Consider the following 15,752-nt stretch of genomic DNA (forward strand, 5'->3'; position numbering starts at 1 on the left):
TTCGGCGGTTGTTCAGAGTCCGGCAAGCGTCAGCGCCGCCACAGTGACGGCGCGCGCGATCGTAGCGGCGTACTCGGTGTTGTGGTCGGCGTCGTCAAGCGTGTCTCCCGGTAGGTGATACTGCCGGGTGCCGGTGGCGGGTGAGGTGTCGGCGAAGAAGTTCTCGGAGATGGCAACTGCCGCCCAGCCTCGTTCGTGGAAGCTCGCGTGGTCGCTGCGCCCCGCGGCTGGATCCGCGCTCCCGGTGAGCCGTTGGACTTCCAGCCCGGGCTCCACCGCGGCCGCCGCCTCCGCAACCCGGTCACCCAGTGCGTTCGAAGCAGCCACCGCTGGCCCCGGCACTGACGAACCCGCGTGAATCTCCACCCTGCGGGCGCCGTCCTGCAGGCCGGCGATCATATCCATCTGCAGTACGGCGGTGATGCTGTCGCCCATCGCGGCAGCTGCGCGGGCGTACAGCTTGCTGCCGATGAGGCCCTGTTCCTCGGCATTGAACAGGACAAAGCGGACGGTCCGCGCCGGCGTGGCGCCGCGGGCCAGCATGTCGCTGAGGCACTCTGCCGCCGCCAGGACGCCCGCGGTGCCGCTCCCGTCGTCGTCTGCTCCCGGCGCCGGGTCGGTCCGCGGATCGTAGGGGCGGGGACTGCCGTCCGGATCCAGGAAGGCGCCGTAGGCCGCTGTTGAATCGAGGTGCGCGGTAACCAGGACGGCCCCGTCCGATCCCTCGACCCGGTGTTCGGCCGCCAGGTTGGCGAGCCGGTGGCCCCGCCATGTGAAGGGCTGCAGGGTGACGGCAAGGCCCAAGCCGCGGAACTGTGCCGCCAAAGCATCCACCACCACCATGTTGTCGGGATGCGAGGCGTCGCGGCTCCTGACCGTCCGCTCGCCACCGTCAACCAGCGGGGCCTTACCGGAGATCCTCGCGATGTGCCGGCGGATTGCCGAGGACGTGACCGCAGCACGGACGCCGTCGAGCGTTTCCGGCGACGGCACAGCCGCCGCGAAGCCGGCCCGGGCGAACCCGGACACCAGCGCGCCGGCGTCGCGTTCCCCCGGACGGCCGAGGAGGCCTGGGTCAGGCAGCAGCCGTTCGGTGTGGCCATGGCGGGCGCCGGGGATGTGCAGTTCCTCCACCGGTGTGCCGGCGGCCGCCGCGATGTAGACGCCGCCGGGTGCCGGACCCAGGGAAGTCACCGTCTGCCTAAGCCCGGTCAGCCCACCGGTCATAAACGCAAAGGCGGCGGAGGCGCGGGCCAGGCCCATCGACGGCCCTCCCGCGTTAGTCTCGGCCGCTTCTGCCGCGGCTTCAACGCCCGACGGCGGCTGGACAGGTCTGTCGTCCCGCACCAGGAACGCAACGGTGTCGTCCACGGGCTCCTGCTGGTCCACGGAGAAGCCTGCCTGCTCCAGCTGCTCCGCGCCGGACGCAGTGGCCATGGCAAGGACAAGCAGTGCCGACGGCACGTGAACGGGGACAACTTCGGCAGCATTTGCCACGGCCCCGAGATCCTGGAGGTTTTGGTCCGCCGTCAGGTCAATGCGGATCCAGAAGACGCGCCGCCCGTCGATGGCAGCGGTGGCAAACACGGGATGGGGAGCTGTCCGCAGTCCCGCGTCGCGGGCAAAAGCGCGCTCGTCCGGGTCCTCGCCGACAAAAACGCAGTCTCCCGCGTCGATTCCCGCCCCGGCCACGGCGTCGTCAAAAATGGCGCGTGAATCCTTCGGTCCCCAGCGGATCAGCGCGTCGTCGGTAAAACGCCCGGGGAACCCAACCTCCAGTGCCGCGGCGGCGTTGGACCGTGCGCGCTCGCCGGGGCCAGGATTCGAAATGATCCCCAGAGGTATGTCGGCGAGCGCGTCGAGGACTTCGAGGACACGGGGACGCGGCCGGAAGGTCAACGAACCGTCCGGGGCAGCACTCGCATCCGCGAGCGTCGCGCCGATGTCGAAGAAGACGGTGGCCATCTTCGTGCCTCCAGTGCCAGGCGTTGAGGTGGCTAGGCCCGAGCCACGTAGACCCCGGCTTCGCCGAAGCCGACGATGTCAGCCTTCCCGCCCCCGGTCACGTCCACCACAAAGCGGGGATGCCGTTCGATCCGCCAGCCGCCTGCCGTGTTCGCATACCCAAAATGCGTGTCCACCAAGCCGGGGCCCTCGAAAGCGCCGCCGCCCAGGTTCCGGGAAACGTACACTCCGGCGTCGCCGAACCCCACGATGTCCGGCAAGCCATCGCCGGTGGTGTCGGCCAGGAACCGGGGATGCCGCTCCACGCGCCAGCCGCCGCCAACGTACCCGAAGTTGGCCACGGCCAGGGTCACCGGGCCGTAGCTGCCGTCGGCCTGGGCAAGGGAAACATAAGCCCCGGCATCCCCGAAGCCCAGGATGTCCGCCCGCCCGTCACCTGTCAGGTCAACCACGAAGCGCGGGTGTTTCTCCACGCGCCAGCCGCCTGCCACGTAGCCAAAGTTGGCGACAGCCAGCGTCACGGGGCCGTAGCTGCCGTCTGCCTGGGCACGGGAGATATACACGCCGGCGTCCCCGAAGCCCACAATGTCGGCCCGGCCGTCCGCCGTGGTGTCGGCCAGGAACCGCGGATGGTTCTCCACGCGCCAGCCGCCGGCCACATACCCAAAGTTGTTCACCACCAGCCGCAAGGCGTCGTAACTGCCGTCCGCCTGGGCCCGGGAGACGTACACGCCGGCGTTGCCGAAGCCGACGATGTCGGCCCGGCCGTCCGCCGTGGTGTCGGCCAGGAACCGCGGATGGTTCTCCACCCGCCAGCCGCCGGCCACATACCCGAAGTTGTCCACTACTCGGCGCAGGGCATCAAACGTGCCGTCCGCCTGGGCCCGGGACACGTACACGCCGGCGTCGCCGAACCCCACAATGTCGGCCCGGCCGTCACCCGTAGTGTCGGCCAGGAACCGCGGGTGCTTCTCCACCCGCCAGCCGCCAGCCACATACCCGAAGTCGTTCACGGCAAGATGGGGCACCTCGAACCGTCCGTCCGCCTGGGCACGGGACAGGTAGGCGCCGGCGTCGCCGAACCCCACAATGTCCGCCCGCCCATCCGCCGTGGTGTCGGCCAGGATCCGCGGGTGGCGGCCCACCTGCCAGCCGCCGGCGGAAGCCCCGTAGTTGCGGACCAGGAGTTGCGGCGACCAGCCCAAATGGGCGGGGGTGTAGCCGCACAGCGTGAAAGTATTGCCCTTCATCAGGCACGGGACACCGCCGCTGGCAGCACAGTTCTCACAGTTGCCGTTGGTTGTCCCGTACCGGCCCCAGCTTCCGCCGCAGTTGCAGCCGCTGGCCGCGTACTCGTCGGGGCAGCCGAAGATGTGCCCGGTTTCGTGGGCGAAGACCCTGTCGATGTTGTCCGGTCCCCAGCCGTCGTTGTTGTAGTCCATCACAATCCGCGGTCCGCCGATCGACGCGTACGCAAAATGCCCGAGCGGGTACTTGGTGAAGAAGCCGCAGAAGGTCCAGCGTGTGCCAAAGCGTGTCCGCAGGTCCTCCACGTAGGCACCCACGCCGCTCCAGTCGGCGCTGTATCCGATGGCGCCCATGGCCGGATTCCGCCACAGCCCTTCCAGATCGGGGTTTGCCGGATCCGCCGGGGTGGCCAGGGTGACGTTCTGGATGTCATAGGCAAAGCTGATGCCGGCGATCGGGTTGGTCGTGGCAAAGTAGCCCAGCCCGTTCTGGACCTCAGCCACCACCTTCAGGACCTCTGCGTCCGAAAACCGCAGGGCCGCCGTCGGGCCCTGGACTATCACTATGCCCACAGCAACGGTGCCCTCGAGGTAACTGCTGGTGGGTGCGGCAGCGAAGGCCAGGCTGTCAGCGCCTACGTCCGCCTCCCCCACGGGCGCGACGTCCGTGCAGCCGGTCATGTCCCAGGGCTCCCCCTGCCGCGGACGGTTCTCCTTGGCGGTCCGGAACTCCTGCGAATCGCGCAGGCGGAGCGCATCCAAGCCGAGTCGCTCGGTGTCCGTGAGATCCTCCGGCACCGCGTCAGGCGCCAGGCCGTTCCGCAGTGGACCGCCGCCTTGCGGCACAACGGTGATCCGGATCCGCCCGTACTGGTGGACCGGCGGGTTCGGATCCGCCCCGCTCCGCAGCCCCGGAAAATCGTCCAGGACGGCCTGCTCCCTGACATTCAAATCTCCAGACATTGCCCTCTCCTTACACCGGCGTACAGCAAGGACTATGCGACGGCGGGCGTTACTGGAGTGTTATTGCTGCTGCGGAGGCTCCTCCGGCCAGTCAGGGGCTTCCCTTCCGGGCGCGTCCCACGGCAGGCCTTCCCCCGGGCGGGTCTTGGCTTCGCGGCGGGACAGCCACGCATCGGCAAACAGCCGCTCCGCCGGCGTGAAATCCGCTGCCACTTCCGCCGGGACGCCCCCAGTGAACCAGCGCGTCCCCGGGACTGCCTCGGGCAGCGGATGGGTTGCCGGCACTCGCACAATGGCAATCCGCGGCGGCAGCCATTGAAGCACGACGGCGTGCTGGCGCAACTCCGCCAGCCGCCCACCGGCGCCCTCCACGTCCAGTACTACCAGCGCCTCCACGAATTCCTCGGCCATGCGTTCCTCCGGAGTGCCCATCGGAGCGCTAGGTCCGGGCTCCGTGCGGTTTCCCGCCGACGCCGTCCAGGACACCCCTCGCCTGCCGGTCCACAAGGCCGGTTAACAACTGCTGGGACGCCCCGAAGAGGATGGCCCAGGCCAGGATCTGGGGCGCCGAATCCAGTGCGCTCAGTCCGGGCACAAACCCGCCGCCCATGAGGACCAGGCCCAGCACCGCGGTAAGTGCCCCGGTGGGGAGCTTGAGGACCGTGAGGGCAATCGGGAGGCTGAACGGAACCGGGGTTGCCTCCATGCGGTGCAGGGACGTTGCCCCGGACACGGCAGCCGCCACCAGCCCAACGAACTGGATCAGGAAGATGTCCCCCGGCATCGCTGTCCTCAAGACCACCAGATCCTTGTCGTCACCGGCGTCCGGGCGGTACAGCGACTCTGCAGCAGGGCAGACGATCTTGTCATCGGGATTGAAGCACAGCGGGATGGACTGCGGCGCGCTCAGGCCCCAGATCCCCAATGCCACGGCCACCGAGAACAGCACCACGGTGGCCACCACCACCGCGTTCCGGAAGTTCCGGACCTTGATGTACTGCTGCCGAGAATGCGACCGGGCCGCCGTGAGGGCTATGCCAAGGCTCTCGCGCGTGTCGACGCTGACCGGCGACTCAAGGCTCTGTTTGGACAGCGCTTCGATCCGCCGCCTCCGTGGGTCTTCGGCTTCAAGGTACCGGCGGACGTCCGAGTGGATGCCGGGAAAATGCCCCTGGATGTAATCGTCCGGCGCGCGTAGCAGCAGCAGGGATTCTGCGGCATCCAGGTTGCTGACAGCGCATTCGATGGCTGATCCGCCGAAGTCGGTGAATCCGCGGTGGTTCCTGCCCCCGGCGGAGGTCTCGGCGATATCCAGGTGCCGGCTGATGCCCTCGTCGAGGACTGCAAGGAATTCGTCGTTGCTGCGGGACTGCATCCACACGGACAGGGCCCTGAGCCGGGTTGCGCGGGTCAGGACCTGCTCCGCCCAGATCCTGTTTTTGTGGCGTAACCGGTCTTGCTGGACCGTCCCGTTCTCGGTTGGATCACTCATCCCGGTCGCCTTCCGCCCGTGCGGCTGAATCTGTCATCCCCCCACGAGCACCCAGTATGGACAGGCGGCGTTACACCGGCGTTACGGAACCATCCTTTCCACCGCTCACTTGGCCGGCCGGACCACCATCGCTGAACCACCCCCGCGCCTGAGGGGCTCGGCCACTGCGGTCATGCTCCCGCCCGGGCCAAATTCAATGGCTGTTGCGGCGCCGATCTCTGCAGCGGACGTGAAGGCGTCCCCTGCGGGTACCAGGTTGTGCCCGTACGGTGCCAGCTGGGATCCATAGAGCGTGATGAAGTCCGGCTCGGCCGTGACGTTCACCGTGTTGCGCTGGGCTGCACGGGGCGCGGCGAGCGCGTCGAAAATGCCCATGCCCAGATCCACCCGGTTAAGGATGGTTTGCAGAACCGTGGTGATGATGGTCGAGCCGCCGGGCGAACCGAGCGCCAGGAACGGTTCTCCTTCGTGAAGGATGATGGTGGGCGACATTGACGAGCGCGGACGCTTCCCGGGTTCAATCCGGTTCGGGTCGTCCGGATTTGTGGAGGTATAGGAGAAGTCGGTCAGCTCGTTGTTGAGCAGGAATCCGCGGCCGGGCACCACAATGCCCGAGCCGCCGGTCTGCTCGATGGTGAGGGTGTATTCCACGACGTTGCCCCACTTGTCAGCCACGGTCAGGTTGGTGGTTGAGATGTTTTCGGTGTCCGTTTCATCAGCGGCCGCAGCGGGTGGAACCGGGCATACGCCGTCGTAGGATGTCACGTTCCCGGCCGGTACCGGTTTGATGGCCGCAGTGTCCGGATCGATCTGGCAGGACCGTTCCTTGCCGAATACCGGGTCCGTCAGTACCTCGGTGGGGACGTCGAAGAACGCGGGGTCACCCACGTAGGCGCCACGGTCCGCGAAGGCAAGCGCACTCGCCTCGAGGTAGTGGTGCAGGGCACCGGCGTCGGACATTCCGGCGAGGTCGAACGGCTCAAGGATGTTCAGTGCCTCGCCGACTGTTGTACCGCCGCTGCTGGACGGCGCCATGCCGTAGACGTCGTAGCCGCGGTAGTTGACGTGCGTGGGCTCCTGGTCAATCGTCCGGTACGCAGCCAAATCCGCCGTCGTGAGGTATCCGGGCACAGCGGGAATGGAGACAGGCGTCGTCGCAGGTGGCACGGGGGCAGGAGCCACCCAGGTGGGATCCTTCGGCGGATCCTGCACCGTGGCGGCGATCTCCGCCGCGAGCGGGCCGCCGTAGAAGGCATCCGTCCCCTCCTTCGCGAGGAGCCGGTAGGTCTTCGCGAGGTCCTGGTTGTGGAAGACACTGCCGACGGCGGGGGCGTCGCCACCGGGAAGGAAAAGCTCACTGGTGGGCGTGAAAGCGGAGAAACGGACTTTGTTGTCAAGGGTCTGCTGGCGGAACGTTTCGTCCACCACAAACCCGCGGTTGGCCACCTTGATGGCAGGCTCGAGGGCCTCATCGAGGTCCAGCGTGCCCCATCGTTCCAAGGCGCGTTCCCATGTGGCCGGCGTGCCCGGTACACCAACCGAGACGCCGCTGGAGACGAGCTCCGCAAACGTGTAGAAGGTCCCTGTCGCCGGGTTCACGAACGCCGTTGGCGGCATGGTTGCCGGGGCGGTTTCACGGCCGTCGATAGTGCCCACCTTGCCGGTCTTCGCGTCGTAGAACACAAAGTAGCCGCCCCCGCCAATCCCGGCACTATAAGGCTCTGTGACGCCCAACGTAGCGGCGGCGGCAACAGCGGCGTCCACGGCATTACCGCCGTTCCGCAGGACCTCAATGGCCGTAGCCGATGCCTCCGGGTCAACGGTGCTCACCGCCCCGCCGTACCCGGTGGCAACCGCCTCCTTCGTCGTCTCGCGAGGATCGGCGGAGGCTGGATTCATCACCGCCCCGCCCATAACGCTCAAAGCCAAAACCGCCGTAGAGGCAGCAAGTCGACGTCGTAAACCTGGCATAGTCGCTCCCTGGTGAGGGTGGTGCGGGTTGAGGTGGGCGTTAGCCTACTCCGCGGCAGTTCGACATTCAACGGTGGATCGAAAGCCCGCGCCCTGGTAACGCGCCAGCCCGCGGCCCTGCCGTTCAGGCGACAGGAACCGTGTTGCCGGGCACAGGGTCGTGCCTCAGGTACCGGCGCCGGAACCGTCCTGTGCCGGCAGTAAGGGCCCGCAATTCCACGGCGTACTTCAGGAGTTCCTGGTCGGGGACCTCAGCACTGATTTCGGTCAGATCCGAGCCGGAGGACGTTGTCCCGGTCAGGCGGCCGCGGCGGGCGGAAAGATCACTCATCACCGCTCCCACATGCTCATCCGAGACGCTGATGACAACCGAAGAAACTGGTTCCAGCAACTGGATACGCCCCGCTGCCGCGGCTTCCCGCAGCGCCAGGGCGCCGGCTGCCTGGAAGGCGGCGTCCGAGGAGTCCACGCTGTGAGCTTTTCCGCCCACCAGGGTTACGCGCAGGTCCACTACCGGGAAACCAGCGGAGACACCTTTCTGCATCTGCGACCGGACACCTTTCTCGACGGACGAGATGAACGTTCCCGGGATCACTCCACCCACAGTCCGGTCTACGAATTCGAAGCCACCACCCCGGCTGAGGGGTTCGACTTCAATGTCGCAAATCGCGTACTGCCCGTGGCCGCCGGACTGTTTTACGTGCCGGCCGTGGCCGGCAGCAGGAGCGGCGAAGGTTTCCCGGAGGGGCGTCACGACGCTGACGGTGTGCAGTTTCACGCCCTGGTCGCGCAGCCTGTCGAGCACCACCTCGGCATGGGCTTCTCCCATGCACCACAGGATCTGCTGGTGGGTTTCGGCGTTTCGTTCCACCCTCAGGGTAGGGTCCCCCGCTGCCACCTTTCCAAGGCTGCGGGCCAGTACGTCTTCGTCGCTGTGGGAGTCAGCCTCGATGGCCACGGGCATCAGGGGCTCGGGGATCTCCCAAGTGGCCAGGAGCAGGGGCTGCTCGCGGCCGGAAATCGTATCCCCGGTCTCGGCGCTGCCGAGCTTGGCCACAGCACAGATGTCCCCGGCAATGCAGCTGGACACAGGACGCAGGTTGGCTCCCAACGGGGAATACAGGTGGGTGACGCGTTCGTCTGTGTCATGGTCCTGGTGGCCCCGGTCCGCCAGGCCGTGGCCAGCCACATGCACCGGGGTATCCGCCCGCAGCTCCCCGGAGAACACCCTGACCAGACACACGCGGCCCAGGAACGGATCAATGCTGGTCCTGACAACCTCCGCGGCCAGCGGCCCGGCAGGGTCGCACGCCAAGGCACCCAGCGGGGTTCCGGCCAGATCGGTCACGTCAGGCAGGGAACGCTCCAGCGGTGATGGAAACGCCTGTGTCAGGACCTCCAGCAGTTCGGCCGCGCCCACCCCTGTCACGGCCGATGTGGAGAGAACCGGGAAGAAGGAACCGTGGGCGACGGCGGTTTCCAGGTCCTCGACCAGCACAGCGGTATCGATGTCCTCACCGCCCAAATAGCGGTCCATCAGCGTCTCGTCTTCGCTTTCGGCGATGATCCCTTCAATGAGTTCCGCCCGGGCAGATTCTGCTTCCTCCAGCTCCCGGGCACTGCCGGGGCGCCCGGTGGGGCGAACCTCCCCCGTCCCGTATTCAGAGACAGTCCCCGACAACAGGCCGAGGAGGCCGGTGACTTCACCGCCGGTCCGGACCGGGACATAGAGCGGCAGCACTGAATCCCCGAACGCCGCACGGCAGGCGGCCAGGACGCCGTCGTAATCGGCGCGGGGATGGTCCAGACGGGTGATGGCCACGGCGCGGGGCATCCCCAAGTGTTCGCACTCACCCCACAGGGCCGTGGTGGTCGCGTCGATGCCGTCAACGGCCGACACCACAAAAAGGACGGCGTCCGCAGCCCGCAGCCCTGCCCGGAGCTCCCCGATGAAGTCCGGATATCCGGGCGTGTCCAGGAGGTTCACTTTGGTGTCGCCAAGCAACAGCGGAACTACTGACAGCGTGACCGAGCGCTGCTGATGGACGGCAGAAGGATCCGAGTCGCTGACCGTTGTGCCGTCCGCGATACTGCCCTTGCGGGTAATCATGCCGTTCGCGGCAAGCAGCGCTTCAATGAGCATGGTCTTGCCCGCTCCGGAGTGGCCCACCAGCGCCACATTCCGGACCTGCGCAGGGTCCTGGGCGGGGATGCCGGCCGAGGCATCGGACCGGCGTGCCTCCGGTCCGCCGCGGCCAGCCGTCCTCGCTGCGTCCTTGGTACCTTTCACCGACATTGGAACCTCCTGGCGTCTTTGCCATGCCACCCGGGCTGAACGTGTTACTTGATTCGACACCCTGGCGGGCGGAACGGCAAGGGCACCGCCGGGCGATTCATGGACCGGTGGATAATTGCAACCAAGCCGAACAGTCAGCGCTGGCGTGAGGGGGTCCGGATGCAGCCAATTCCGCGCATCACGGTGGAGGTACCTGTGCTGGGTGTGGGATCGGGGCCGGCAGACTATGAGGGCCTTGCCCAGCGCGTCGATAGCCTGCGCCGGGTGGGGGGACTGCACATGACGCTGCTGCACATCGGCATCCTGGAGGACTTCTCCCGAGATGTCACCGAGTGGACCAAAGGCATCACCAGCGCCGACGCTGCAGCCCGGGAAACGGTACGTTGGCTGCGGTCCCTGCCGGTGCTCGGCGCCTTCTCCGGAACGTCAGACCGGCTCATTGTGCTGGGCGGAGGTCGCATCGCCGGACTGGAAGTGGATGTGCCGCAACAGGTGCATGATTTCCAGGTGTCGCTGGTGGAGGGACTGCGGGTGCTGCTCGACGGCCTGCTCGTGGACAACGTGGACGACTTCATCCTCAGTTCGCCCGCACTGGGGTTCAGATACCCGCACTGGGTGCCGCACGTGGCGGTGGGCAGGCCGAAGTCACGGTCCCGCGGACCGGTGGGGATCCCGCCCATGACCGTGGCGTTCGGTGAATCGCGGGTCAGGAACGGGAGGTTCCTGCCGGCAGTTGACTGAGGTCAGCGGATCCGGCGTCGTTCGCTCCTGGCGGGGCGATTCTTGCGCAGCACTGCCCGGGAGTGCTGTTCCCCAGCACCCTGTCCTCGGAATCACCGCATCCGGACGCCGCACCGCGGAGGAATGCGCCGTTCATCGCGCAAACCGTGTCCGGATGCCTGTCCGCCAGCCGATGGAAAGGGCAATTCAGCAGCGTCAGGCCGCCGGCGCCATCCGGTTCAGGCTGGTAGCCCTCGGCCGTGAGGAAGCCCTTCAGTGTCCCGTTTCCCGCAGCCGCGGTGCGGCCGGCTTCACGTGAAGTGACAAGGAGCGCTTCCCGGACAGGTGTCCCGCCGGACGACGAATGCTCAATGGCTGCAGCGAGCAGCTCGCCGGCGAGATCGTAGTTCCGGTCCGGAACGAAGGCCCCGATCTCAGGCTCGGCGGTCCTGTACATCTTGGCTGGCCGTCCCGACCCCGGGCCGGTCTTTCCCGCCGGTTTGTGGAACTCCACGGCCAACAGGCCGTCCTTCACCAGCCGGTCCAGGTGGAAGGACGCGGTGCTTCGCGGTAAGTCCACGGCCGCTGCCGCTTCGTCGCGGCCAACGGCACCGTCCGACGCTGAGACAAACTCGAACAGCTGGCGGCGCTTTTCATCCCCCAACGATGCGACGGCGGCCAGCCGGCCGGCCCACGGAAGTCTGCGCATGAGGGAACCTCCTTCTAAAAACAACCACAGTTGATTAATCATAGCTTCACTTCTAAAATAGCATTACCTACTTTTAGAAGGAGTCATCATGAAATCCACTGCTGCGGAGCGGACGAACGGCCGGAGCCTGGTCGCTGAACCGGGGCATCAGGCGTTCCTCCTGCTTCGCACCGTCTTTACCGTTGCCCCCATCCTTTTCGGGCTGGACAAGTTCACGAACCTTCTTGCCGACTGGACCATCTATCTGGCCCCCGTGGCGACCACCGTGGTGCCCCTTCCGGCGCAGACCATCATGTATGCCGTTGGAGTGGTGGAGATCATCGCCGGCCTCGTGGTGGCGGTCCGACCGCGCTTCGGGTCCCTGCTCGTGGCAGCCTGGTTGCTGGGAATCATCGTCAACCTCCTGCTGCTGGGCAGTTTCTTTGATATTGCCTTGCGCGACTTCGGCCTCCTGGTTAGTGCCCTGGCACTTAATCGGCTCGCCACGGCGGAGTCGCATTAGGCGTCTCAAGGGCCCTTTCCGGACCCTTGCCGGGCTGTGGGCGCGGAGAAATAATGGCCGCATGGTCCACTTCAGCGCTCTCGTTCGGCTGCAGGGACGCAACCCCTGCCTCGATGTACCCGATCCGGCCGAGAGCGGTTTGTTGCCCTTTGCGGAGAATGGCCGGATCAGGATTGCCGGTCAGCTCAACGGCACCGGCTTCAACGCCACCCTGATGCCCGTCAAGGGCAGGGGGCACGTGCTGTATCTTCCCGGTGGTCTTCGGGCGGCAACTGGCGTGAGGGCCGGCGACGTGGTGTCCGTCGATCTCCAGCCGCAAACTGCCCAGCAGGTCCTCCCGCCCGGCGAACTGGCCTCCGCGCTCCACGATCAACAAGGCGTCGCGGACCGTTGGAGCCAGCTGCCGGTGGCGTATCGGCGGGAGCTGGCCCGCTTCATCGAAGACGGCCGATCCCAGGGATCACGGAAGCGAAGGGTTGACCAGGTCGTGGCGCAGCTCGTCGGCGGGGCGGTTCTCCCGCCGGGCCGCCAAAGCGACCTGCCTTTGTGGACATGCCCGGACTGCGGTCAGTCATTTGTCACTCGGAACATGAACCATTCCTGCGCCGTGCACTCACTGGACGAACCATACCGCGGGAAGCCGCCCGAAATCCGGCAACTGTTCGATCTGGTCCGCCAAACTGTGGAAGCGATGGGACCTGTGACGCTTGTCCCCTACCGGGACCGCATGGCCTTTATGGTCCGAGTGCGCTTTGCCGGAGCCAAGCCGGCGAAGAGATGGCTCGATGTGGACTTCTGGCTCACCCGCAGGATCGAGTCTCCCCGGTTCCGGAAAGTTGAAACGCTAACGCCGTACACGCACATCTACACCGTCCGCGTCACCAATCGCGCCGCTGTCGACGACGAGCTCGCCGGCTGGCTCCGCGAAGCCTATGAGGTGGGCTGCCAGCATCAGCTGCGGGAACCCTAGCCACTTTGCCCATGCCCGTTCAGGCCTGAATGAGGGCCGGGCGGTGGAGCACAAGCTTGGTGGCATGTTCGGCGTACGCGCTGGGAGCGTCGTCGAAGTCCGCGAGGTGGCTCGTGACCTTCTCCGCGGGGAAGTTGTTGGCATGGACCCAGTCCAGGAGTTCGGGCAGGACCGCGCGGGGATGGGAAACACCCAGATGCAAGGTGATGTCGTTGGCGTACATGTGCATCAGAGGGATTCCGGTATTGGTGCCCGGATAGTAGCCAATGGCCGTGCAGATCCCTCCTGGGGCCGTGGCGCGGATGGCCTTGCGGACCCCGGAAGCAGTGCTGGAAGCCTCGACCACAATGTCGTACCCGGCCCTTGGACTGGCAGACTTCCCGGTGCGCTGGTGGGCATCGGCTCCGAGGGAATGGGCAGCATCAAGGCGACGGTGACTGGTGTCCACATAATCGACCTTCGAGGCGCCGTGTGCGACGGCGAGGCCGGCGGCGTATAGACCGATGGACTTGCCCCCGCCGCCAAGGACCAAGACTTTCGCACCAGGCCTGGCCCGGAGCTGCGGCACCACGGTCCGCCATCCATCCGCGAGGTTGTCGCTGGCGGCCGCGACGCGCAGTGGGTCGAGCCCGTCGGGCAGGGGGACGAGCATGTGCTCTGCAAACGGCACCCGGATCAGGTCTGCCACCATCCCGCCGTAGGGCCCGCAGGCCGGGCCGAACCCGTAAGCAGCGATGGCGCGTCCGTCCCGGGCAACGGTGCATTTGGAGGTCAGGCCCCGCTTGCACATCCCACACCGTCCGCAAGAAACGGACCATGGCACAACCACTTTGTCGCCCACATTGAGATTCCTTACGTACGGCCCGGTCTCGACCACCTCCGCGATCGCTTCGTGCCCAATCGCGAACGGTCCTTGGAAGGGCACCGGCCCACAGATGTTTCCGACGACGGGGTCGATCACCCCTGCCTTCAAACCGGCCTGCAACCCCCGCGAGACACGGTGGTGGATCGGCAGAGTGTCACCGTCGCATCGGCCCACAACAATCGGGCGCACGATCGCATCATCTCCTGTGATCAGCCTCGGGTCGATGCGTTCAATCCACTCCAGCTTGCCGGTGCTGATGAAATTCAGTTCACGCATGGGTGGATCCGTTCTGTGGGGAGCCCTGTGCTGATGATTTTCTCCCCTGCCGCTCATTCTGCCGGGGACGCCCACCACGATACGGGCAGCAGCGGCTTCCGAGAAGACCGGTTGGGAGCGCTAACTCATTCAGTGTCCTTAGTGGCCGCAGCGATGGTCCGGCACGGATCATGGGGATGACACCGCCGACGGAGAAAAGTTCGCTCTCGAGTCCGGTTTTCACGGCAGCCTCGGCCGGAGGCCTTCAACTTGCGGCCCTGCACCTGGGGACGAAAACGCCCAAAGGCAATTCTGAGAGGGTCCTGAGGTTATCCACAGAGGGAATTTGCTGGGCTGTTTTTGTTGGCGGGTCGCTGGATGATGGGGGTATGGGGATCCCGGGTGTTGAGGAGGCGGTGGAGGCCTTTGAGGCTGCTGCGGCGGAGTTTGCTGCCTTTGTGCGCCGGGGGCTGGGCGGCCGCGGTTCCGGGACGGTTCCCAGATGGATTCCGGGACGGGTTCCGGGATGGGTTCCGGGGGTGGTGATCCTTTGCGGGGGCAGGCGGATGCTTGCTTGGACGGGCTGGGCGGTTCGGTCCGGGTGGACGCGATGGTGGCGGCGTTCAGGGTGCGCCTGGCCGCCGCGTACGCGGGGAAGGCGGCGGCCCTGGACGGCCCGGTCAGGAGCCCTGGGGAGCACACGGCCCAGGAGATGGGTGTGGTGTCCGAGGTCGCGTGTGCGCTGACGGTGAGTGAACGCTCGGCCTCTGCGCTGTTGGCGCAGGCCCATGAGCTGACCACTGCCTTGCCGCTGACGCTGGCTGCGCTGCAGTCCGGGGACGTGTCGTGGCAGCACGCGCGGGTTATGGTCGATGAAACTACAGGGCTGGATGCGGCCGGGGCGGCGGCGTTGGAGGCCCGTTTCCTGGGCCCGGACGTTCCTGACCGGGTGCGGGAGTGCCCGGCCGGTGAGCTGGTCCCGTCCCGGTTCCGGCACAAGGCGAGGATCTGGCGCGAACGGCACCACCCGGTCAGTATCGAAAAGCGCCATGCCAGGAGTGTGTTGGACCGGCGGTTGGAGTACGTCCCGGACCGGGACGGCATGGCCTGGCTTTCGGCTTACCTGCCCGCGGACCGGGCGGCCGGGATCTGGAACGGCATCACCGCCACCGCCCGCACCCTCCAGGGCCCGGCCGAGACCCGCACCATGACCCAGCTCCGCGCCGACATCGCCGCCAAACTGCTCCTGAGCGCAGGCTTCACCGGCACCACGGCCAGCCCGGCCGGGGGCCGCAATGATGTCGAGGCCGGCAACAGCGGCTACACCACCACGGCAGGCAGTACCCCGGCCCGTGAAGCCGCCGCAGGCACCCGTGCCCCGGACCGCGACGTCTCGGCAGGCTGCCCCGCGGGCCCCGACCTTACCGTTGGTAGTTCCCCGGACAGCCATGGCGGCGCTGGAAGCGTCCTGGCCACCGGGACCATGACGGGCAACGGCGTCCTGGCGGGCCGTGTCGAAACCAACGGGACCGCGGCGGGCAACGAATCCGTGGCGGGCAGCGACGTCTCGCCGGGCAACGACTTGATGGCGGGCCGGGTCCCGTCGCCGGCGGCGCAGGTCCTCGTGACCGTGCCGGTGTTAGCCCTGATGGGCCTCACGGACGAACCAGCCACCCTCGACGGATACGGGCCAATCCCGGCGTCGATGGCCCGGAGCCTGGTCGCCGACGGCGCCGGCTCGTTCCATCGCGTGTTGACCGACCCCCGGAACGGGGCGCCGCTGGAGATCGGCCGCCA

At 67.0% G+C, this 15,752-nt stretch carries 12 protein-coding genes; 4 read left to right on the top strand and 8 right to left on the bottom strand.

What is annotated here, in order from left to right:
• Positions 1 to 12: 12 nt before the first annotated feature.
• The 6 genes from ACFC25_RS19275 to ACFC25_RS19300 all read right to left on the bottom strand — a co-directional run bounded on the left by ACFC25_RS19275 (position 13) and on the right by ACFC25_RS19300 (position 9,934).
• Positions 13 to 1,965: a M20/M25/M40 family metallo-hydrolase gene (locus tag ACFC25_RS19275; RefSeq protein WP_376048147.1), complete on the bottom strand. Its 1,953-nt coding sequence runs from the start codon at positions 1,963 to 1,965 to the stop codon at positions 13 to 15.
• Between the two features lie 32 nt (positions 1,966 to 1,997).
• Positions 1,998 to 4,175 carry a hypothetical protein gene (locus tag ACFC25_RS19280; RefSeq protein ID WP_376048150.1) on the bottom strand — a complete coding sequence of 726 codons (2,178 nt, stop codon included), beginning with the start codon at positions 4,173 to 4,175 and terminating at the stop codon, positions 1,998 to 2,000.
• 60 nt (positions 4,176 to 4,235) lie between these two features.
• The gene (locus tag ACFC25_RS19285; RefSeq protein WP_376048153.1) at positions 4,236 to 4,586 is read right to left on the bottom strand and encodes a hypothetical protein; all 351 of its coding nucleotides are present in this window, start codon (positions 4,584 to 4,586) and stop codon (positions 4,236 to 4,238) included.
• A 28-nt stretch (positions 4,587 to 4,614) separates the two neighbouring features.
• The gene (locus ACFC25_RS19290) at positions 4,615 to 5,667 is read right to left on the bottom strand and encodes a hypothetical protein (protein ID WP_376048156.1); all 1,053 of its coding nucleotides are present in this window, start codon (positions 5,665 to 5,667) and stop codon (positions 4,615 to 4,617) included.
• A gap of 105 nt (positions 5,668 to 5,772) precedes the next feature.
• Entirely contained in the window at positions 5,773 to 7,638 is a 1,866-nt protein-coding gene (locus tag ACFC25_RS19295; protein ID WP_376048158.1) for a gamma-glutamyltransferase family protein, read from the bottom strand.
• A gap of 124 nt (positions 7,639 to 7,762) precedes the next feature.
• Positions 7,763 to 9,934, bottom strand: a complete 2,172-nt coding sequence (locus tag ACFC25_RS19300; protein ID WP_376048161.1) for an elongation factor G-like protein EF-G2 — start codon at positions 9,932 to 9,934, stop codon at positions 7,763 to 7,765.
• A gap of 159 nt (positions 9,935 to 10,093) precedes the next feature.
• Here ACFC25_RS19300 and ACFC25_RS19305 point away from each other — a divergent pair, with 159 nt between their 5' ends.
• Positions 10,094 to 10,675: a hypothetical protein gene (locus ACFC25_RS19305; protein WP_376048164.1), complete on the top strand. Its 582-nt coding sequence runs from the start codon at positions 10,094 to 10,096 to the stop codon at positions 10,673 to 10,675.
• Here the strand turns inward: ACFC25_RS19305 and ACFC25_RS19310 are convergent.
• Positions 10,641 to 11,363 (bottom strand): helix-turn-helix transcriptional regulator, encoded by a 723-nt coding sequence (locus ACFC25_RS19310; RefSeq protein ID WP_376048167.1) that lies wholly within the window; start codon positions 11,361 to 11,363, stop codon positions 10,641 to 10,643. The two genes, ACFC25_RS19305 and ACFC25_RS19310, sit on opposite strands and share 35 nt — an antisense overlap.
• An 88-nt stretch (positions 11,364 to 11,451) precedes the next feature.
• Between ACFC25_RS19310 and ACFC25_RS19315 the strand changes: the two genes are divergently transcribed.
• Together ACFC25_RS19315 and ACFC25_RS19320 are read left to right on the top strand one after the other, a co-directional pair.
• A complete protein-coding gene (locus ACFC25_RS19315) occupies positions 11,452 to 11,865 on the top strand; it encodes a hypothetical protein (protein ID WP_376048171.1) in 414 nt (137 codons plus the stop codon).
• A gap of 61 nt (positions 11,866 to 11,926) precedes the next feature.
• Positions 11,927 to 12,835: a DUF1905 domain-containing protein gene (locus ACFC25_RS19320; protein WP_376048174.1), complete on the top strand. Its 909-nt coding sequence runs from the start codon at positions 11,927 to 11,929 to the stop codon at positions 12,833 to 12,835.
• 19 nt (positions 12,836 to 12,854) lie between these two features.
• On the opposite strand, the gene ACFC25_RS19325 is transcribed toward ACFC25_RS19320, so the two are convergent.
• Positions 12,855 to 13,976: a zinc-binding dehydrogenase gene (locus ACFC25_RS19325; protein ID WP_376048177.1), complete on the bottom strand. Its 1,122-nt coding sequence runs from the start codon at positions 13,974 to 13,976 to the stop codon at positions 12,855 to 12,857.
• 481 nt (positions 13,977 to 14,457) lie between these two features.
• On the opposite strand from ACFC25_RS19325, the gene ACFC25_RS19330 reads away from it, so the two are divergent.
• Positions 14,458 to 15,752, top strand: a 1,295-nt coding sequence (locus ACFC25_RS19330; RefSeq protein WP_376048179.1) for a DUF222 domain-containing protein, incomplete at its 3' end; no start/stop codon positions are given.

This window comes from Pseudarthrobacter sp. NPDC055928, assembly GCF_042270935.1.
Lineage (GTDB): Bacteria > Actinomycetota > Actinomycetes > Actinomycetales > Micrococcaceae > Arthrobacter.

Coding starts and splice junctions, on each gene's coding strand:
- ACFC25_RS19275 (WP_376048147.1), bottom strand. CDS start 1,965: ATGGCCACCGTCTTCTTCGACATCGGCGCGACGCTCGCGGATGCGAGT.
- ACFC25_RS19280 (WP_376048150.1), bottom strand. CDS start 4,175: ATGTCTGGAGATTTGAATGTCAGGGAGCAGGCCGTCCTGGACGATTTT.
- ACFC25_RS19285 (WP_376048153.1), bottom strand. CDS start 4,586: ATGGCCGAGGAATTCGTGGAGGCGCTGGTAGTACTGGACGTGGAGGGC.
- ACFC25_RS19290 (WP_376048156.1), bottom strand. CDS start 5,667: ATGAGTGATCCAACCGAGAACGGGACGGTCCAGCAAGACCGGTTACGC.
- ACFC25_RS19295 (WP_376048158.1), bottom strand. CDS start 7,638: ATGCCAGGTTTACGACGTCGACTTGCTGCCTCTACGGCGGTTTTGGCT.
- ACFC25_RS19300 (WP_376048161.1), bottom strand. CDS start 9,934: ATGTCGGTGAAAGGTACCAAGGACGCAGCGAGGACGGCTGGCCGCGGC.
- ACFC25_RS19305 (WP_376048164.1), top strand. CDS start 10,094: ATGCAGCCAATTCCGCGCATCACGGTGGAGGTACCTGTGCTGGGTGTG.
- ACFC25_RS19310 (WP_376048167.1), bottom strand. CDS start 11,363: ATGCGCAGACTTCCGTGGGCCGGCCGGCTGGCCGCCGTCGCATCGTTG.
- ACFC25_RS19315 (WP_376048171.1), top strand. CDS start 11,452: ATGAAATCCACTGCTGCGGAGCGGACGAACGGCCGGAGCCTGGTCGCT.
- ACFC25_RS19320 (WP_376048174.1), top strand. CDS start 11,927: ATGGTCCACTTCAGCGCTCTCGTTCGGCTGCAGGGACGCAACCCCTGC.
- ACFC25_RS19325 (WP_376048177.1), bottom strand. CDS start 13,976: ATGCGTGAACTGAATTTCATCAGCACCGGCAAGCTGGAGTGGATTGAA.